At 34.0% G+C, this 21,390-nt stretch carries 11 protein-coding genes; all 11 read left to right on the top strand.

Annotated elements, in window-relative coordinates; genetic code table 11:
- A partial coding sequence (locus IRZ99_RS14460; protein WP_194657947.1) for an Ig-like domain-containing protein occupies window positions 1–3,388 on the top strand: 3,388 nt, incomplete at its 5' end.
- Window positions 3,389–3,440: 52 nt separating this feature from the next.
- Complete coding sequence (locus tag IRZ99_RS14465; RefSeq protein WP_194657948.1) at window positions 3,441–4,349, top strand: type IX secretion system membrane protein PorP/SprF; 909 nt, start codon at window positions 3,441–3,443, stop codon at window positions 4,347–4,349.
- Window positions 4,350–4,361: 12 nt separating this feature from the next.
- Window positions 4,362–6,362, top strand: a complete 2,001-nt coding sequence (locus IRZ99_RS14470; RefSeq protein WP_194657949.1) for an OmpA family protein — start codon at window positions 4,362–4,364, stop codon at window positions 6,360–6,362.
- 260 nt (window positions 6,363–6,622) lie between these two features.
- Window positions 6,623–7,048 (top strand): CBS domain-containing protein, encoded by a 426-nt coding sequence (locus tag IRZ99_RS14475; protein ID WP_072975513.1) that lies wholly within the window; start codon window positions 6,623–6,625, stop codon window positions 7,046–7,048.
- Between the two features lie 158 nt (window positions 7,049–7,206).
- Window positions 7,207–9,498: an NADP-dependent malic enzyme gene (locus tag IRZ99_RS14480; RefSeq protein WP_194657950.1), complete on the top strand. Its 2,292-nt coding sequence runs from the start codon at window positions 7,207–7,209 to the stop codon at window positions 9,496–9,498.
- A 76-nt stretch (window positions 9,499–9,574) separates the two neighbouring features.
- Window positions 9,575–10,156: a Holliday junction branch migration protein RuvA gene (ruvA, locus tag IRZ99_RS14485; RefSeq protein ID WP_194657951.1), complete on the top strand. Its 582-nt coding sequence runs from the start codon at window positions 9,575–9,577 to the stop codon at window positions 10,154–10,156.
- Between the two features lie 24 nt (window positions 10,157–10,180).
- Window positions 10,181–17,440, top strand: coding sequence for a cell surface protein SprA (gene sprA, locus IRZ99_RS14490; protein ID WP_194657952.1), 7,260 nt, complete (start codon window positions 10,181–10,183; stop codon window positions 17,438–17,440).
- Between the two features lie 86 nt (window positions 17,441–17,526).
- Window positions 17,527–17,907 (top strand): glycine cleavage system protein GcvH, encoded by a 381-nt coding sequence (gene gcvH / locus IRZ99_RS14495; protein WP_056188370.1) that lies wholly within the window; start codon window positions 17,527–17,529, stop codon window positions 17,905–17,907.
- Entirely contained in the window at window positions 17,900–18,283 is a 384-nt protein-coding gene (locus tag IRZ99_RS14500) for a VanZ family protein (protein ID WP_194657953.1), read from the top strand. Before gcvH ends, IRZ99_RS14500 begins: the two co-directional genes overlap by 8 nt.
- Before the next feature lie 117 nt (window positions 18,284–18,400).
- Window positions 18,401–19,144 (top strand): deoxyribose-phosphate aldolase, encoded by a 744-nt coding sequence (gene deoC / locus IRZ99_RS14505; protein WP_194657954.1) that lies wholly within the window; start codon window positions 18,401–18,403, stop codon window positions 19,142–19,144.
- On the top strand, window positions 19,145–21,286 hold the full coding sequence (locus IRZ99_RS14510) for a gliding motility protein RemB (RefSeq protein WP_228519094.1): 2,142 nt from the start codon (window positions 19,145–19,147) through the stop codon (window positions 21,284–21,286).
- Window positions 21,287–21,390: the final 104 nt, after the last annotated feature.

Raw genomic sequence — 21,390 nt, forward strand, 5'->3', positions numbered from 1 at the left:
TAATGATACTGATGTTGATTTGGATGCGCTCACTGTAGTTGCAGGAACATTTACCACAACGCAGGGCGGAACCCTTACACTGGCAGCTGACGGTTCTTATACCTACATGCCTGCTGCAAACTTTAATGGTATCGATACGCTAAACTATACGGTAAGTGATGGTACCCTTACGGATGTTGGAACCCTTACCATCACGGTGACAAAAGCAAACGATGCTCCGGTGGCTGTTGATGATATTATCACGGCTATTGAAGATACTTTGTTTACTTCAACAATAAACCTTACGGCCAATGATACCGATATTGACTTGGAAGCGCTCACTGTAGTTGCAGGAACATTTACCACAACGCAGGGCGGAACCTTTACACTGGCAGCTGACGGTTCTTATACCTATATGCCTGCTGTAAACTTTCATGGCATCGATACGGTAAACTACACGGTAAGTGATGGTATCCTTACGGATATCGGAACTCTTACTATAACGGTAACGCCTGTAAACGATGCTCCTCTAGCGGTTGATGATACCAATTCAACAGATGAAGACATAACTTTAACAGTTGCAGTAAATTCACCACATAATTTATTGGCTAATGATACAGATGCTGACGGCGATATATTGACAGTAAGTCAATTTGCTATTGGATCAACAATTTATACAATTGGTAGTACAGCTAATTTAATTGAGGGAGCTCTTACTATAAATGCGAATGGCAGTTATGTTTTTGTTCCAAAACCAGATTATAATGGATCAGTACCAAAAGTGATATATACTATTACAGATGGAACCAATTCTATGACAGCAAATTTATTTATTACAGTAAATCCGGTTAATGAATTGCTTATAATAAATGATGATACTGCAAGTTCAATTGTGGGATCAAATCAAGCAACTACTATATTGAATGTTCTTGGAAACGATACCAAAGGAGGATTACCAATAGTAATATCAGAAGTAACAATCACAGAAACAGTTGTAGATCCAACAGGATTTATAAAACTGAACTCAGATGGTACAATTGTTTTAAAAGCCAATGCTCCGGCAGGAACTTATAATTTGACCTATCAGGTATGTGAATTAAATACAACAAATTGTGCAACTGCAACAGTAACAATATCAGTTATTGCACCAGTTATCGATGCGGTAAAAGAAACAACCGCTCCAATAAATGGAACTATCGGAGGAACAACAACTTCATTAGTATCAAATGATACTTTAAATGGAATTGCAGTTGTTATCGGAATAAATCCGGGACAAGTTAGTCTTAGCCCAGTGTCAGTTCCGAATGGACTTACGCTAAATGCAGATGGTAGTATAAAAATAGATGCAGGAACTCCGGCAGGGACCTACCATGTAGAATATAAAATCTGCGAAGTAAATAACCCGACAAATTGCGATAGCGTAATTTCAGAAGTTATAGTAACAGCAGGTGTTTTACAGGCTAATAATGATATAATAGGATCGGTAGTTGGTGTCAATCAGCCAATAACACTTGTAAATGTTTTTGCAAATGACACTAACAATAGCTTACCGGTTGTAGCTTCAGATATGATTCTTTCTGTAATAACAGAAGATCCAACAGGGTTTATTACATTAAATTCAGACGGAACAGCAATATTAGGAGCCAACGCACCCGCTGGAACTTATGAATTGATATATCAGATCTGTGAAAAGTTAAATCCGACAAATTGTAGTTCAGCCTCTATTAAAGTAACGGTTATAGCGCCAACAATGACAGTAACAGCTAATAGTTATTGTTCTAATGATGTTCCTTATGTGTCTTATACTGTAGCGGCTGATAATTTTACTCCTAATAGTTTATTGACAATAAATTGGATCGATAGTGAAAACAATGTTGTGGCTACACAAACAAATTTACCATTGACAGGAAATGTTTTATGGCCAGGTGCAATTGTTGACAATAACGGAATTGGAATTGATTGGCCAGGATGGTTGTTGACAAATGGTCAATGGGTTGAAGGTGCAGATGGATTTGAAAATACCAGAACCGGAGTAACAATGCAGTTTTCATTAAATCCTACAGTAAATGTAGTTGTAAATTATCCTCCTGCAACACCACAGTGTAATGCAAGGCCAACATTTGTAATAAAAGCAAACAATGATACTGCCGGACCAATTGATAGTGATAAAGGGCAAAGTGCCACTATAGATATATTTGACAACGATACATTAAATGGTTCTGTTGTAAATCCAGCTAATGTTGTTTTAAGTACCGTGGTTGCAAGCCCTAATTTGGATTTGAAAGCTGATGGCTCAATTGAGATAAAACCCGGAACTCCTACTGGAAATTATCAACTAACCTATCAAATTTGTGATGCTTTAAATTTATCTAATTGTAGTCAGGCAATTGTAACCGTTTCAGTAGTAAATGTAACAGATCCTGATCCTCCAACACCAGTAAAACAAATTGTCGCTACGAATGATACAGCAACAAGTGTTGACGGTATAAATGGAGAACTTGAATTTATAAATGTTCTGGATAACGATTTGTTAAATGGCATCAAAATTAATCCGGATGATATTGTAATTTCTAACATTCCGCAAAGTGCTTATTTTGAATTTAATTCAGATGGAACTGTAAATGTGAAACCAAATACTCCAGGGGGAAGTTATATTTTGATATATAGAATTTGTGAAAAAACGAATTTGTCTAACTGTGTTACTGCAGCATTAAATGTTTTTGTTGAAGTTCCGGCCATTGCAATTATTAAAACAGCAATATTCAATGATGAGAATGGAAATGGAGTTGCAAATGCAAGTGAAACCATCTCGTATAAATTTAAAGTGACAAATACAGGTAACGTTCCTTTGGTTGGAATTGTAATTACAGATGCTTTACCGGGTATTATGCTTTCTGGGCAGGCAATTAATTTAGCTGTAAATGAATCTGATGAAACTAATTTTTCAGCTCAATATAAAATTACACAAGATGATATTAACCGTGGAAGCGTAAGTAATCAGGCAACTGTTAAGGGACAAAGTGGAAGAGGAGTAGTTGTCGAAGATAAGTCGGATGATTCAAGTAATTTAGAAGATAAGCCTACAGTTTTACCTTTAAATGGCTGTCTAATCAAAGTTAATAATGCTTTTTCTCCAAATGGAGATTCGAAAAACAGCAGATTCTATATTCAGGGATTGGAATGTTACCCTGACAATACGGTTGAAATCTATAACCGTTGGGGTGTCTTGGTATATGACATTGATCATTATAATAATGAAGACAGAGCTTTTATTGGAATCTCAGCTGGACGTGCAACCATAAAAGAGACGGATGGCCTTCCTGTCGGCACCTATTTTTATATTTTGAAATATAAAGACAGCGAATCAAAACCTCATGAATTATCGGGTTACTTATATATTAATAAATAAAAAAATGATAAACGGTTTGGTTTGTAACTAAGCCGTTTTTAAAGCTTATTAAATGAAAAGATTAATTTTATTAGTGTTTGTGTTTTTTTCAGTTTTATGCGCGGCGCAGCAGGATGCTCAGTTTACACAATACATGTATAACACTATTTCGGTTAATCCTGCCTATGCAGGATCACGTGGTGCATTAAGTGTTTTTGGTTTATATCGTACGCAATGGATAGGACTTGACGGTGCACCTGAAACCAGTACTTTTTCAATAAATACACCTTTAAATAACAGTAAGTTAGGATTGGGGGTTTCGTTAGTAAATGATAAAATAGGGCCAACAAATGAAAATACACTTTCAGCTGATTTGTCTTATAGTGTCCCTACTTCTGAAACGTTTAAACTTTCTTTCGGAATAAAAGCCACCGCAAATCTCTTTAATCTTGATGTAAGTAAATTAAGCTTCGAAGATCAGGACGATCCTCAGTTTCAAGGTTTGGATAATAAATTTACACCCAATATTGGAGCGGGTGTTTATTGGCATTCTGATAAAGCTTATTTAGGATTTTCTATTCCGAATTTTATAGAAACAAATCGTTATGAAGATAATGATACGGCTATTTTCAAAGAAAAGATCAACTATTATTTCATGGCAGGTTATGTTTTTGATCTTAATTATGATATCAAATTCAAACCGGCATTACTTACTAAAATGGTTCAGGGGGCCCCTTTACAAGTTGACGCTTCGGGTAATTTTATGTTCTATGACAAATTCGTAATTGGCCTTGCTTATCGTTGGAGTGCATCAGTAAGTGCTATGGCTGGTTTTCAGGTTTCAGATGGTTTATATATAGGTTACGGATATGACCATGAAACCACTAATCTTAGAAAATACAATTCAGGATCACATGAAATTTTCCTTCGTTTTGAGTTTTTTAATAATTATAGTAAAATGACATCTCCAAGATTCTTTTAATTTATACCTACAATGAGAATTAAAAATTTAAGTTATACGATTTTCTTTTTATGCTTTTTTTTCAAAATAAATGCTCAGACAATAAATACAAAATTTGCTGATAAGCAATATGACGATTATGCTTATGCAGATGCAATAAAAGGATATGAAAATATTCTAAACAAAGGTACAATGGATGAAAAAATTGTACAGCGATTGGGTAATTCTTACTATTTTATTGGCGAATTGCAAGAAGCCTTAAAGTGGTATGAAGAGTTGTTTAAAATGAATGAAAAACAAGAAGCTGAATATTTATATCGATATTCACAATGTCTTAAATCTGATGGGAATTATCGTAAAGCAGATGAAGTTTTAGCAAAATTTAATGAAAAATCGGTCTCAGACAGAAGAGCAGATTTAATAAGAAATGAGAAAAATTACTTAGAAGATATAAAATCGAATTCAGGCCGATACGAAATTGCCGATGCCGGAATGAATTCTTCCTATTCTGATTACGGAAGTGCTGTTTATGATAATAAAATCATCTTTACTTCTGCCAGAGATACTGGCGGTGTTGCAAAAAATAGTTTCAAGTGGACAAACAAAGCATTTTCCAGATTATATGTGGCCGAATTAATGCCTGACGGAAATGTAGGCGAACCAGAAATTTTTATCAAAAAGAGAAATGTAAAATACAATGAGTCAACTCCTATTTTTACAAAAGATGGCAGAACGATGTATTTTACCCGAAATAATTTTGTAGATGGGAAGAGAGGAAAAAATAAAGAACAAGTAACATTATTAAAATTGTTCAGCGCTAATTTAGTAAATGGAAATTGGGAAAACGTAAAAGAACTTCCTTTTAATAGCGATCAATATAGTACAGCACATCCTGCTTTAAGTGTTGATGAAAAAACGCTATATTTTGCTTCAGATATGCCGGGAACATTAGGGCAATCAGACTTATATAAAGTAAGTATTAACGCAAATGGAATTTATGGAACCCCGGAAAATTTAGGTCCTTCAATCAATACTGAAGCGAGAGAAACTTTTCCCTTTATCTCTCAAGAGAATGAACTCTATTTTGCTTCTGACGGACGACCGGGCTTAGGAGGACTTGATATTTTTGTTTCGAAAATAAAGGAGGATAGAACTTTTGATGAAGTTCAAAACGTTGGAGAACCTATAAACAGCAAGCACGATGATTTTGCTTTTGTAATCAATAGTAAAAACAGAAATGGTTATTTCTCTTCAAATAGAATTAGCGGACATGGTTTGGATGATGTTTATCGATTTACAGAAACTAGAAAACTAATATGTGAACAAGATTTAACAGGATCAGTAGCTGATGCCGAATCAAATGAATTGTTATCTAATGCTTCTCTGACTTTATTTGATGACAATTTTAATGCTATTTCGACTATTGTTTCTGATGAAAAAGGGAAGTATGTTTTTCCGAAAATAAAATGCGGTAAAAAATATAGTATAAGAGCTTCTAAAAGTGATTACGGAATAAAAGAAATTCCAGTTACAATAAAGAAGGTAAACGGATCAACAACCATGGAGATTGTAATGGATAAAACCTTTAAGCCAATGACGGCAAAAGCGATTGAAGTAAGGAAAGTCTCTGTTAGTCCAGTCAAGATTGGAGCAATAAAAGTGGGGACAGATTTAGCAAAATTACTTCACATTCCGATGAACTTTTTTGATTTGGGTAAAGCGACTATTAAAAAAACGTCAGAACCTCAATTGCAAAAAATAGTAGATATGTTAAACCAATATCCAGCTATAAAACTCGATATTCGTTCTCATACAGACAGCAGACAATCAGATGCAAATAACATGATTTTGTCTGAGAAAAGAGCGCAGTCTACTAAAAACTGGTTGATTCAAAAAGGAATTAATGAAAGTAGATTAACCGCAAAAGGATATGGAGAAACGAAGTTAGTTAACCAATGTGCTGATGGCGTAAAATGTACAGAAAAACAACATGAACAAAACAGACGAAGCGAATTTATAATTACGAATTTGTAAATTATTTTTTTAATGAATAAAAGAAACCTTTCTAAACTTAAGAAAGGTTTTTTCTTTTTTTAGTAAAAAGCTGGAAATCAAATATGTTGTGTTTTTTGCAAAAAAACTTTGGAATTTGGTCTTTTCTTTGTTGGAAAGTTTTGAAAATGTAAAATTTGGTGTATTATATTTAAAATGAATAAGTTAACTCTTAAAAAACGGCATTGCCTGTTATTTACGTGTATTTTTTTTTAACTTTATAGTCCTAAAATTTTTCAGATATGACTGTAAATCAAATACTAAACGCGAAAGGTAAAAATGTTTATTCCGTACTTTCAACAACTACGGTGTACGAAGCATTAAAAGTAATGGGAGAAAAAAACATAGGAGCTATCCTTGTGATTGATGGAACCGACTTAAAAGGAATACTTTCTGAAAGAGATTATGCGCGAAAAATTGTTCTAAAAGACAAATCCTCAAAAGAAACCTTTGTGCATGAAATTATGGAAAGCAACGTTTTTTCAGTAAATCTTTCAAACAATATTGAGGATTGTATGGAGCTGATGAGCACAAAAAGAATCAGACATTTACCAGTTTTAGAAGACGAAATTGTGGTGGGAATTATCTCAATTAGCGATGTTGTAAAAGCTATTATAGAAATTCAAAAAGACACAATTAATCATTTAAACTCTTATATTTCACAGTAATTAAAGTTTAAAAATAAAGTTTATTAAATAGTCCAAATTGTTTTGGACTATTTTTTTTGACCTTTCAAAAATGTTATTTTAACAAAAGAAAGCTATAAAAAGACGCCATTTTAAAACAAGACTTATATCTTTGTAAGCTAGAATAAAAGCTAAAAATAATGAACAAAGAGAGTAAAAGAAGAGAAGCGTTACTGTACCATTCAGAACCAACTCCAGGAAAAATTCAGGTAGTTCCAACAAAAAAATATGCAACCCAAAGAGATTTGTCTTTGGCTTATTCGCCAGGTGTTGCAGAGCCGTGTTTAGAAATTGCAGCAAACGTAGATGACGTTTATAAATATACAGCAAAAGGAAATTTAGTTGCCGTTATCTCAAACGGTACAGCTGTTTTAGGTTTAGGAAATATTGGTCCGGAAGCCTCTAAACCAGTTATGGAAGGAAAAGGATTGCTCTTTAAAATATTCTCAGATATTGACGTTTTTGATATTGAAGTTAATACAGAAAATGTTGAAGAATTTATTCAGACAGTAAAAAATATTGCTCCAACTTTTGGAGGAATTAATCTGGAAGATATTAAAGCACCGGAATCTTTTGAAATCGAAAGAAGACTGGTTGAAGAATTGGATATTCCGGTAATGCATGATGATCAGCACGGAACAGCAATTATCTCTTCAGCGGCTTTAATCAATGCGCTTGAATTGGCTGGAAAAAAAGCAGAAGATGTAAAAGTAGTAGTTTCTGGAGCAGGTTCGGCTGCGATAGCTTGTACAGATTTATATGTTCTATTAGGCGTGAAAGTCGAAAATATACAAATGTTTAATAGTAAAGGACTTTTAACAAAGGATAATCCTTCATTATCAGACTTGCAATTAAAATATGCTGTTGATGGCCCTAAAATAGAATTAGCCGAGGCTGTAAACGGAGCTGACGTTTTCATAGGTTTGTCTTCAGGAGACATTCTTTCGCCTTCAATGTTATTGACTATGAAGGATAATCCGATTGTTTTTGCGATGGCAAATCCAAATCCGGAGATCGATTATAATTTAGCTGTAGAAACACGAAAAGATGTTATTATGGCTACAGGACGTTCAGATTTTCCTAATCAGGTTAATAACGTTTTAGGTTTTCCATATATTTTTAGAGGAGCCTTAGATGTAAGAGCGACTAAAATTAACGAAGCTATGAAAATGGCTGCTGTAAAAGCATTGGCAATCTTAGCTAAAGAACCAGTTCCAGAACAGGTTAACGTGGCTTATGGCGCAACAAAATTAGGTTTTGGTCAGGACTACATTATTCCTAAACCATTTGATCCAAGGTTAATTACTATCGTGGCTCCCGCTGTTGCAAAAGCAGCAATGGAATCAGGAGTTGCCAAAAATCCTATTACAGACTGGGCAGCGTATGAAGATGTGCTTCGTGAACGTATGGGGAATGATAATAAAATGGTTCGTTTGATGACAAACCGTGCTAAAATGGATCCAAAACGAATTGTTTTTGCAGAAGCAGATCAGTTAAACGTTTTAAAAGCAGCACAAATTGTTCATGAGGACGGAATTGGTTTCCCAATTTTATTAGGAAATAAAGAAGTTATTTTAGAGCTTAAAGCGGAGTTAGGTTTTGATGCTGAACTTGAAATCATTGATCCTAAAACTAACGAAGAAGAACCAAGAAGAAATAGATTTGCTAAATCATATTGGGAAACAAGAGAGAGAAGAGGTGTTTCGTTATTGGATGCTCAAAAATTCATGCGCGAAAGAAATTATTTCGCTGCCATGATGGTTAATGAAGGTGAAGCTGATGCTTTAGTGACCGGGCATACAAGAAGTTATCCAAGCGTTGTAAAACCAATGTTACAATTAATTGAAAAAGCTCATAATGCTTCATTAGTTGCGACTGCAAATATGATGTTGACGTCTCGTGGACCAATGTTCTTGTCAGATACTGCAATTAATATAAATCCTTCTGCTGAAGATTTGATTAATATTGCAATTATGACAGCTAAAACTGCAAAAATGTTTGGAGTTGAGCCAGTTATAGCAATGGTTTCGTATTCTAATTTTGGATCTTCAACAAGTCAGAGCGCTTCAAAAGTCAGAGAAGCAGTAGCTTATTTGCATAAAAATCATCCGGACTTAATTGTTGATGGAGAAATTCAGGCAGATTTTGCTTTAAATCAGGAAATGCTTGCAGAGAAATTTCCATTTTCTAAATTAGCTGGAAAAAAGGTAAATACCTTAATTTTTCCTAACTTAGAGTCGGCTAATATTACTTATAAATTATTGAAAGAATTATATAAAGTAAATTCAATTGGCCCAATCATGATGGGTATGGGTAAACCGGTTCACATTTTCCAATTAGGAGCAAGTGTTGAAGAAATGGTTAATATGGCTGCAATTGCAGTTATTGACGCTCAGGAAAAAGCCAATAAAAAAAATAAATTAGCTAAATAGTCAATATAATAAGGATCAAATAATATTGTCTTATTTTTATTGCATTTTTATTATATTTGATACTATAAATTATACTATGATAGCACATTTGCAGGGAAAGTTAGTTGAAAAAAATCCCACAGAAGTTGTAATTGATTGTGGTGGAGTGGGATACCATGTAAATATTTCTTTACACACCTTTTCATTAATCCCTAATGCTGATTTTATAAAATTGTATACGCATCTTCAAATCAAAGAAGATGCGCATACATTATTTGGTTTTGTTGAAAAATCAGAGCGTGAAATATTTAGAATGTTGTTATCTGTTTCGGGCATCGGAGCTAATATTGCGAGAACAATGTTATCTTCAATTGAACCCAGACAAATAATAAATGCAATTGCTTCAGGAGATGTTGGTTTAATCCAGTCAATTAAAGGGATTGGAAATAAAACTGCACAGCGCGTTATACTTGATTTAAAAGAAAAAGTGTTAAAGTTGTACGATTTGGATGAAGTTTCGGTTGTTCAAAACAATACAAACCGAGATGAAGCGTTATCTGCTTTGGAAGTTCTGGGTTTTGTTCGAAAAACTTCAGAAAAAGTAGTTGAAAAGATCGTAAAAGAAGATCCCGAAGCCACCGTTGAAACCATTATCAAAAGAGCCTTGAAAAGTCTATAAACCTAATTAAGACACACTAATTATATGCGTAAAATTTGTATTTTGTTACTGTTTTTACTTTGCGGTAATGTTTTGCGTGCGCAAGTAAATCAGTCAACTCAAGATACAACCAAAACGCAGTTTTCAGTTGGTAAGGTAGAACTTCAAAATCCTCCAAGTATATTATCAGCTTATAAGTATGATCCGGTTACGGATCGCTATATTTATACCAATTCTGTTGATGGCTTTTCAATCGATTATCCAATTATTTTAACACCCAAAGAATACGAAGATTTAGTTTTGAAAGAATCCAGAAGGGATTATTTCAGAAAGAAAATGGACGCTATCGACGGTAAAAAAACAGGAAGTGAAGCGGCCAAAAAAGATTTGTTACCTCGATACTATATCAATTCAAGTCTTTTTGAAAGTATTTTTGGTAGTAATACCATTGATGTAAAACCCACAGGTTCAGTTGAAATGGATTTGGGAATTCGCTATACCAAACAAGACAATCCTTCATTTTCACCAAGAAACAGATCCAGCCTTACGTTTGATTTTGATCAGCGAATCAGTATGAGTTTAATGGGGAAGGTAGGGACACGTCTTGAGGTAAATGCAAATTACGATACACAATCTACATTTGCTTTTCAAAACCTATTTAAATTAGCTTATACCCCTTCCGAGGATGATATTATTCAAAAAGTAGAAGTTGGTAATGTTAGCATGCCACTGAATAGTACGTTAATTCGTGGAGCGCAAAGTTTATTTGGGGTTAAGACACAATTGCAATTTGGAAAAACTACGATTACCGGTGTTTTCTCAGAACAAAAATCGCAAACAAAGAGTGTTGTAGCCGAAGGAGGTGGTACAGTTCAGAATTTTGATTTATATGCTTTAGATTATGATAATGACAGACACTTTTTCTTATCTCAATATTTTAGAAATAAATATGATGCTTCTTTAAAAGGATATCCATTTATTGATAGCCGTGTACAGATAACCAGAATAGAGGTTTGGGTTACCAATAAACAAAATCGTGTCAGTACAACCAGTAATAATTTAAGAAATGTTATTGCACTTCAGGATTTAGGTGAAGGGCAAATTACTGGAATTCCGGATAATGAAGTTGTTGTTATAGGTTCTACCACAGGATTTTTTAATCCTCAGGTACCTATTGATTCTCCAACAGCAAACAAGAATAACAGATACGATCCAACTGCAATTGGTCAGGCCGGATCATTTTTAAATTCAAATATTAGAGAAATTGTAACAGCAAAATCAGGATTTAATAATCAAAGCATTACGGGAATAGGAGTTAACGAAGGAACTGATTATTCGATATTAGAAAATGCCAGAAAATTAACTGCTAATGAATTTACTTTCAATCCGCAATTAGGGTATATTTCTTTACAACAACGTTTGGCAAATGATGAGATTTTAGCGGTTGCTTTTGAATATACAGCTGGGGGTAAAGTTTATCAGGTAGGAGAATTTGGTAGTGATGGTGTTGATGCAACTGTTGTTACGGGAAATAATAATTCGAATCAGGCTATTATTTCGCAAAGTCTGATTTTAAAAATGCTGAAAAGTAATTTGACTAACGTTCAAAATCCGGTTTGGGACTTGATGATGAAAAACGTATATCAAATTCCACAGGCTTATCAAATAAAACAAGATGATTTCAGATTGAATATCCTTTATACGGATCCTTCTCCAATAAATTATATAACGCCTGTTCAGGGTTCAAGTTTTCCTGCTAATCCTACACCAGATAATAAAGTTGATCAAACACCATTATTGAATGTTTTTAATTTAGATAGATTAAATTATAACAATGATCCGCAAACAGGTGGTGATGGTTTCTTTGATTACCTTCCTGGTATAACGGTTGACGTTCAAAACGGACGTATTATTTTTTCCACAAAAGAACCTTTTGGAGAACTTATATTTAAGAAATTGCAGAATAGCGCTGGCGAAAACTATAACGATCCAACAACATACAATGATAATCAGAAGAAATATGTTTTTAGAAACATGTATAAAAATACACAATCCGGTGCTTTGCAGGATAGTGATAAAAATAAATTCTTATTAAGAGGAAAGTATAAATCATCTGGAAGTAATGGTATTCCAATTGGGGCATTTAATGTACCACAAGGTTCTGTTGTTGTTATGGCAGCAGGAAGAAGACTTGTCGAAGGTGTCGATTACAGTGTCGATTATCAATTGGGGAGAGTTCAGATTCTTGATCCTTCTCTTCAGTCATCCAATACACCAATCGAGGTTTCGTTAGAAAACAATTCTATTTTCGGACAGCAGACCCGTAGATTTATGGGTTTCAATGTTGAGCATAAAATTTCGGATAATTTTGTTGTAGGAGGGACTTATCTTAAAATGACTGAAAAACCTTTTACACAAAAATCAAGTTACGGTCAGGAATCTGTAAATAATACTATTTTTGGGTTTAATGGGAATTATGCGACTGAAGTTCCTTTTTTAACCAGATTAGCTAATAAACTACCAAATATTGATACAGATGTTCCATCGAACCTTTCAATACGTGGTGAAGTTGCTTTCTTAAAACCTGATGCTCCAAAAGCAAGTGATTTTGAGGGTGAAGCAACAATTTATGTTGATGATTTTGAAGGTTCACAATCTACAATAGATATGCGTTCAGCATATGCCTGGAGTCTGGCATCAACACCTTATTTGAATTCTATAAATGACAATACTTTTAATGCCAATTCTAATACATTAGAATATGGTTATAAACGTTCAAAATTAGCTTGGTATACAATTGACCCTATTTTTTATTCTTCCAAACCATCCGGAATTTCAAATGACGATTTGTCTCTAAATACAACGAGAAGGATTTATAGTAAAGAGCTATATCCAAATACTGATATTGCTCAGGGCCAGATACAGGTTATTAATACACTTGATTTAACTTATTTCCCTTCTGAGCGCGGACCATATAATAATAATCCTAATTTTAGTAACGATCCTGCAACGTCGAATTTTGGTGGAATTATGCGTTCTCTGAATTCAACCAATTTTGAGCAGGGAAATGTAGAATACATTCAGTTTTGGGTACTTGATCCTTATGTTGGAAATGCTGAAGCGCAACCAAACAATACAGGTAAAATCTATTTCAATTTAGGTGAAATCTCTGAAGATGTTTTAAAAGACCAAAGAAAACAATATGAAAACGGATTAGGTCCGGATCAGGTAATGGTAAATCCTCGACCAATTTGGGGAGACGTTCCTGCCTCTCAATCCTTAATCTATGCATTTGATACAAATCCGGATAATCGTAAAAATCAGGATGTTGGTTTGGATGGTCTTCCAAATTCGCAAGAAGGTAGTGTTTACACTAATTATGCAGGAGAAGAAGATCCGGCGGCGGATAACTATACATATTATTTAAATACAGAGGGAGGCGTTTTAGATCGTTATAAAAAATATAATGGTACGGAAAACAACTCTGCGGTAAGCATTGATGATCCTAATCGTGGATCAACTACTTTACCTGACGTTGAAGATATCAATCGTGATAATACAATGAGTACGATTAATGCCTATTATGAATACAGTATTGATGTAAAACCGGGAATGCAGGTAGGTCAAAATTATATTACAGACATCCGTGAAGTAAGTAATATAGAGTTACCAAATGGAGGTACAACAAACGCAAGATGGATTCAGTTTAAAATCCCTGTTGCTCAGCCTCAAAATACAATTGGAAATATTACCGATTTTAGATCTATTCGTTTCATGCGTATGTTTATGACTGGTTTTAACAACCAGATGACGATGCGTTTTGGAGCATTGGATTTAGTAAGAGGAGAGTGGAGAAGATATACAGGAACACTTGATGCCAACGATACAAACCCTGACGATGATGGTACCGAATTTGATGTTGCAGCAGTTAACATTCAGGAAAATGGTACAAAATGTCCTGTAAATTATGTTATCCCGCCAGGAGTACAGAGAGAACAATTGTATAATAACAATACAATTATCAATCAAAATGAGCAATCATTGTCGTTGAGAGTGGGTGGAACAGGTTTACAATATCAGGATTCCAGAGCAGTATTTAAGAATGTGAGTGTTGATATGCGTCAATACAAAAAACTTAAAATGTTCCTACATGCGGAGCAGTTGCCGGACGAGAACACATTGTTAGATGATGAAATGGTGGGATTTATACGTTTTGGAAACGATTTTACGCAAAACTATTATCAGGTTGAAATTCCTTTAAAGGTGACAAGATCCGGAGGTTCGTGTACAATAAGTCCTGATCAGGTTTGGCTAGATGAGAATAATATTGATTTGGCAATGGAGCTATTGACCAAGATGAAAATTCAGGCAATGAGTATTGATATTAATTCTACTAAACGAGATATAAATGGGGTTTACTACCCAGACGATGATTTGAGTTTAAGTGGAGGAGATGGTGATGGTAGATTGAAATTAGGGATTAAGGGTAATCCTAATTTTGGTTTAGTTAGGAATTTAATGGTGGGGGTAAAAAGTAGAGCAGATCATAAAGATATAAAAGGTGAAGTTTGGTTTAATGAACTTCGTATGTCTGATTTGGATAATAAGGGCGGGATGGCTGCTTTATTAAATGTCGACACCAATATGGCTGATTTTGCGACACTTTCTGCTGTCGGTAGAAAAAGCACGATCGGTTTTGGATCTTTAGAACAAGGTGCTAATGAAAGAGACCGTGAAGATATTCAGCAATATAACATTGTAACAAATTTAAATTTAGGAAAATTATTACCTCAAAGATGGGGTATAAACTTGCCTTTTAATTATGCTATTGGCGAAGAAGTAATTACGCCGGAATATGATCCTTTTAATCAGGATATAAAACTAGATCAATTATTGAGAGAGACAACTGATCAGGATGAAAAAGATAACATAAGAACTCGTGCCGTAGACTATACAAAGAGAAAAAGTATCAACTTCATTGGTGTCAGAAAAGATCGTGCGCCAGAACAAAAACCTCATGTTTATGATGTAGAAAATCTAACATTTTCGCAATCGTACAATCAGGTGGAGCGTCATGATTATGAAGTTGAAGATTATGAAGATGAACAGTCAAACACAGCTGTAAATTATGCCTATACTTTTCAGCCAAAAGAAGTAGTTCCTTTCAAGGATACTAAGTTCATGAAGAAAAGTGATTACTGGAAAATGTTGAGCGATTTTAATTTTAATTACTTACCATCAAATATCACATTTAATACAAATGTTTTAAGACAAAGCAATCGTCAACAATATAGAGATGTGGAGACGCAGGGAATTGGACTTGAGCCGCTTTATAGACGAAATTTTGCTTTTAATTATCAATACGGTTTTGGTTATAATCTTACAAAATCATTGAAATTAAATTACAATGCCGCTTCAAATAATATTGTAAAAAATTATATGAATGAAGATAACACTCCTAAAGAAGATTTTAATATTTGGGATAGTTATTGGGATGTGGGAACGCCAAATCAACACTTACAGCAATTAGTATTAAACTACGATATTCCGATTAATAAGATTCCACTTTTAAGTTTTGTGAAAGCAAATTATTCCTATACTGCTGATTACAGTTGGCAACGATCTTCAACAGCATTGTCTGAATATGTTGATCCGGATACTGGTACTTTATATGATTTAGGAAATACGATTCAAAATGCTAATTCGAATACGTTGACAACAACCCTAAATATGAATATGCTGTATAAGTATTTAGGCTTGACTCCAGGTGCAAAAAAAACTGCAAAACCTAAAGCAACAGCTCCTCCAAAACCGGGAGAGAAGATTGTTAATACACCTAAGCCAGTAACTAATAGCAGTCCGTTTTATGATGGAATGATTGGAATTTTGACGAGCGTAAAAAATATTCAGGTTAACTATACTAAGAATAGTGGAACAGTATTACCGGGTTATACACCTGGAGTTGGTTTCTTTGGAACAGCAAAACCTACCTTGGGATTCGTTTTTGGAAGCCAGGATGATGTGCGTTATGAAGCTGCTAAAAATGGCTGGTTGACAGATTATGATAACTTCAATCAGAACTTTACGCAAGTAACAAACAAACTTTTGAAAATCACAGCCAATATCGATTTGTTGCCTGATTTAAAGATTGATTTGGCAATGGATCGTGCCTATTCTGAAAATACGTCAGAGCAATATAGAGTTGCCGATACAATTTATGGTAAAGAATATAAGCCTTTATCACCTTATACTTATGGAATGTTTTCTATTTCAACGGTACTAATAAAAACATCTTTTTCAACCAGTAATGAAATTGAATCAGCGGCTTTTGATGATTTCAGAAATAATCGTTTAGTTATTGCAAATCGTCTTGCAGAAGAACATTATGGTACAGGAGCCGTAATTCCTAGATATGGAGATGCAGCTAATCCAATTCCGCCACCTCCGACAGATCCTAATAACGATCCTGATAAACAGAAGAGGGAGATTTATACTTCTAATCAGGGATATCCAATAGGCTTTACAAAAAGTAACCAGGCGGTTTTGTTACCGTCATTTTTGGCAGCCTATTCAGGAGGGAATGCTTCGAGTAGTTCTACTGATATTTTTAGAAGTTTTCCTATTCCGAACTGGAGTGTTAAATACAACGGTTTAATGCGATATAAATATTTTAAAGATAAATTTAGACGTTTTTCTTTGCAGCATAATTACAGAGCATCTTACACTATAAATCAGTTTAGGTCTAACTTTGATTATAATGAGAAGCCGGGTGGGCAGGATATAAATACCAATTTCTATAACCAAACCATTATGTCTAACGTCAATTTAGTGGAGCAATTTAGTCCGCTTATTCGTGTGGATTTTGAATTGAAGAGCTCACTAAGAGTATTGACAGAGATTAAAAAGGACAGAGCATTATCGATGAGTTTTGATAATAATTTATTGACGGAGGTTAAGGGGCTGGAGTATATTGTAGGTTTAGGATATCGTTTTAAAGATGTTATTTTTTCTTCAAGACTTGCAGATAGCCCAACTGGAATTATAAAAAGTGATATTAATATAAAGGCTGATTTCTCCTATAGAAATAATCAAACTTTAGTACGTTATCTGGATTATGATAACAATCAGCTTGCAGCTGGTCAAAATATTTGGTCATTAAAACTTACAGCTGATTACGCCTTTAGTAAAAACCTGACGGCAATATTTTATTATGATCACTCGTTCTCAAAAGCTGTGATATCAACTTCATTTCCATTAACTAACATTCGTTCAGGTTTTACACTACGATATAATTTTGGGAATTAATTTTTTCGTTTTCTAAACGGGATTTCATTAGAAGATTATTACATTTGTGGCTTAAAAATTAAATTATCAATTTCAAACATAGTATTATGAGCATACCAGCAAATTTAAAGTACACAAAAGATCACGAATGGGTTAGCATCGAAGGAGATGTTGCAACTGTAGGAATTACTCATTTCGCTCAAAAAGAGCTTGGAGATATAGTGTATGTTGAAGTAGAAACTTTAGATCAGACATTAGATAAAGATGAGGTTTTTGGGACAGTGGAAGCTGTAAAAACAGTTTCTGATTTATTCTTGCCTTTAACAGGAGAGATTATTGCTTTTAATGATAGCCTGGAAAGCGCACCAGAAACAGTTAACTCTGATCCTTACGGAGCTGGATGGATGATTAAAATTAAAATTGCTGATGCATCAGAAATAGATTCTTTATTATCTGATGAAGCTTATAAACAACTTATCGGTGCCTAAACAATTATTGCTTATTTGGGCAATTATTTGCTCGGGAATTATTTCTTATTTTTGTTTGACAGACTCAAGTAATATTCCTGCTGTTAATTTTCCAAGTATAGATAAAATTGTACACTTTTGTTTTCATTTTGGATTTACAATTTCCTGGATTTTGTTTTTCAAAAAAGAGCTTAAGGGAAGGGAAGCTAACGATTATAAAGCTTATCTGGTTTCGTTTATATTTTCTGTTTTTTTTGGAATTACAATCGAAATATTGCAAGGCATTTTTACGGTAACAAGAGCCGCAGATGTAATAGATATTTTAGCAAATACAATTGGGGCAACCATCGCAGTTTTTACAGCAATCGCTTTCAAAAGGCAACTAGATAAAATATAATTTTATAAAAACCCACTTCGGTGGGTTTTTTATTACAGAAAAATCAAGGTTAAATAGCAATGATTTTATTTAGAATTAAAATGTATTTTTGTCAAAATTCAATGTAATATCAAAGTCATGAATATAAAGCAATATTTAGATTCAACATACTTGAAAACGGCTTCCCAAGCCGGGCTTTCGGAAGAAGAAAACATTGATATTGTTAAAGATGCCATTAAAGAGGCAATTACCGAAGGGTTTAAATTGATTATGATCAGGCCCACATATGTAAGTTTAGCTAAACAAATGATTTTAAAAGCTAATTCGAATTTACTTGTTGGTACTGTGATAGATTTTCCTGAAGGTAAATCGTCGATTGAAGATAAAATTAAAGAAGCAAATCAGGCAATTGAGAATGGAGCAGATGATTTAGATTTTGTTTGCAATTATGATGCTTTTAAAAATGGTGAAATTGCTATAGTGAAACAAGAAATTGTTTACGGTACACAAATTGGATTAGCACATAATAAAACGGTAAAATGGATAATTGAAGTTGCAGCTTTAACAGATAAAGAAATTATGCAACTTTCTGCATTGATAAAAAATGTAGTTATATCAAATTTTAAAGAAGAAGACTATGCTTCAGTATTTGTAAAATCATCTACAGGTTTTTATAAAACTGAAAATGATTTACCAAACGGCGCAACAATGGCATCTATTATAATGATGTTAGAAAATGCGTCGCCGTTGCCAATTAAAGCAGCTGGAGGAGTAAGATCTTATAAAGATGCAATTGAAATGATTCGCTTAGGAGTTAAACGAATCGGAACTTCGGCAGCAAAAGAAATTGCAAACGGAGAGAATGCCCCAAATGATTATTAAATGAAAACCCAAATTTACGTGAATAAGATTTTTTTATCCTTTATTTTTACATTAACTACCATACTTGTTTTTTCGCAGGAAATTAATAATTCTTCCGTAAAACCAGGTTTCACAACAGAACAGTTTCCTGTTTTTCCAAATTGCGAGAATTTAGAATCTAAAAAACTGGAAAATTGTTTTTATAAAGAAGTTCAGGATTTTGTGTTTCAAAACTTTCAGGTTCCTGACAATTTAAAACAAACCAATTATAAAGGTGAAGTAAAAGTGCTTTTTGAAGTTGATGCTACGGGTGTGTTTAAAGTAATTTATGTAAATGCTGCAAATGATGCACTGGCGGAAGAAGCAAAAAGGGTTTTTGTTCAGTTTCCTCAGATTAAACCATCAACTTATAATGGGAAGCCAACTTACTCAAAATATACGATTTCAATTGGTATTCCTTTAAAAAGTGCTGAGCAAATTGCTTCTGAAGCATTAGCGGCTGCGGAGATTTTAAAACCGGTGGAAAAGCCAATGACGGAGCTTGATAGTATAGTTTATAAAAAATACAATAATCCCGAATTCGAAAGTCATTTAAATATTCCGTTTTCGCATAGTTATTACGCACAATTTGATGGCGCACTGAACCAGGTTGGAAGTAATAATCATACCGCTTCAAAGCCATATACATATGCAGAAGTTTCAAAATATTATAATTTAAAAGCTGTTACTGAATCACTTCAAAAAAAGGTTTCAACCTGGTTGGGAAGAAAATGGTGGAATGAAAATTTGGTTCAGATTCAAGGTGAAGATTATTGGTTGTCATTAAATCCTATTGTCGATTTGCAAATGGGTAAAGCGTCAGATCTTGATGCATCATATACCTATGTAAACACGAGGGGGCTTAATTTTAGAGGAGGTTTAGGAAAGCAGATTAATTTTACAACTACGGTTTTCGAAAGCCAGGGTAGGTTTGCAGGTTATTTTAATGATTATGCCGAGACACTAAAGCCTTCGGGAGGAAATCCTGCAATTATTCCAGGAGTTGGTATTGCAAAAAGATTTAAAACAGATGCATATGATTTTCCTTTGGCAGAAGCTAATATTACCTATACGCCAAGCAAGTTTTTTGATTTTCAGTTAGGTTACGGTAGGAATTTTATAGGAGACGGTTATCGTTCTTTGTTAGAAAGTGATGGAGCCAGTCCATATCCGTATTTTAAAATCAACACAACTTTTTGGAAAATAAAATATACAAACACGTATATGTGGTTAAAAGATGTTCGTCCTGATGTTACGGTTGAAAAAACATACGCGACAAAATTCATGGCAAATCATTATTTAAGCTGGAATGTTTCGAATAAATTAAATTTAGGTTTTTTTGAATCTGTAGTTTGGACAGATAGTAATAATCGAGGTTTTGATGTTAATTTTGTAAACCCAATTATTTTTTATCGTACTGTTGAGTTTGCGTCTTCTTCTAAAAGTGGTAATGCGCTTTTGGGATTTACTGCTAAATATAAGTGGAACAATACGGTTAATTTGTATGGCCAATTTTTGCTGGATGAATTTTCGGTTGGAGATATGACAGGAGGCGAGCAGAGTTGGGCTAATAAGTTTGGTTATCAATTAGGAGCAAAATATTTCAATGCTTTTAAAGTGAAAGATTTATTGTTGCAATTGGAATATAATCATGTTCGTCCTTATGTGTACTCACATAGCGCTGTAATAACAAACTACGGTCATAATAATCAAAGTGTGGGACATCAATGGGGAGGGAATTTCAATGAGCTTCTGGTGATTGGCCGATATCATAAAGGACGTTATTTTGGTGATGCTAAGTTTACAATGGGTACGAGAGGTTTGGATTTTGATACCGCTGAGGATAGTTATAATTACGGTGGAAATATTTATAAGAGTTACGATGAAAAACGACCATACGATACTGGTGTAAAAGTAGGGCAGGGAAATAAAACAAGTGTTTTTATTGCAGATATTCAGGGGGGTTATTTAATAAATCCAATGACAAATCTGAAATTGTTTGGAAGCTTTATTTATAGAAATTTTGATCCAACACAAGAAACGGCTGCAACTTTCAAACAAAGTACAACATGGTTTACCATCGGACTGCGTACGGATGTCTTCAATTGGTATTTTGATTACTAGTATTTAATAAGATTTTTCGAAATAATTGTGTTAAAGATTTACAAGTCCTTATTTTATAAAGGTTTTATTGAAAAAAATCTAATTTTATAGTCAGGAATTCTACA

Source organism: Flavobacterium sp. LC2016-12 (assembly GCF_015351595.1).
Classification (GTDB): Bacteria; Bacteroidota; Bacteroidia; order Flavobacteriales; family Flavobacteriaceae; genus Flavobacterium.

Bases quoted from the DNA above. Each gene is read 5' to 3' on its own strand.
- IRZ99_RS14465 (WP_194657948.1), top strand. From the start codon at position 3,441: ATGAAAAGATTAATTTTATTAGTGTTTGTGTTTTTTTCAGTTTTATGC.
- IRZ99_RS14470 (WP_194657949.1), top strand. From the start codon at position 4,362: ATGAGAATTAAAAATTTAAGTTATACGATTTTCTTTTTATGCTTTTTT.
- IRZ99_RS14475 (WP_072975513.1), top strand. From the start codon at position 6,623: ATGACTGTAAATCAAATACTAAACGCGAAAGGTAAAAATGTTTATTCC.
- IRZ99_RS14480 (WP_194657950.1), top strand. From the start codon at position 7,207: ATGAACAAAGAGAGTAAAAGAAGAGAAGCGTTACTGTACCATTCAGAA.
- ruvA (WP_194657951.1), top strand. From the start codon at position 9,575: ATGATAGCACATTTGCAGGGAAAGTTAGTTGAAAAAAATCCCACAGAA.
- sprA (WP_194657952.1), top strand. From the start codon at position 10,181: ATGCGTAAAATTTGTATTTTGTTACTGTTTTTACTTTGCGGTAATGTT.
- gcvH (WP_056188370.1), top strand. From the start codon at position 17,527: ATGAGCATACCAGCAAATTTAAAGTACACAAAAGATCACGAATGGGTT.
- deoC (WP_194657954.1), top strand. From the start codon at position 18,401: ATGAATATAAAGCAATATTTAGATTCAACATACTTGAAAACGGCTTCC.
- IRZ99_RS14510 (WP_228519094.1), top strand. From the start codon at position 19,145: ATGAAAACCCAAATTTACGTGAATAAGATTTTTTTATCCTTTATTTTT.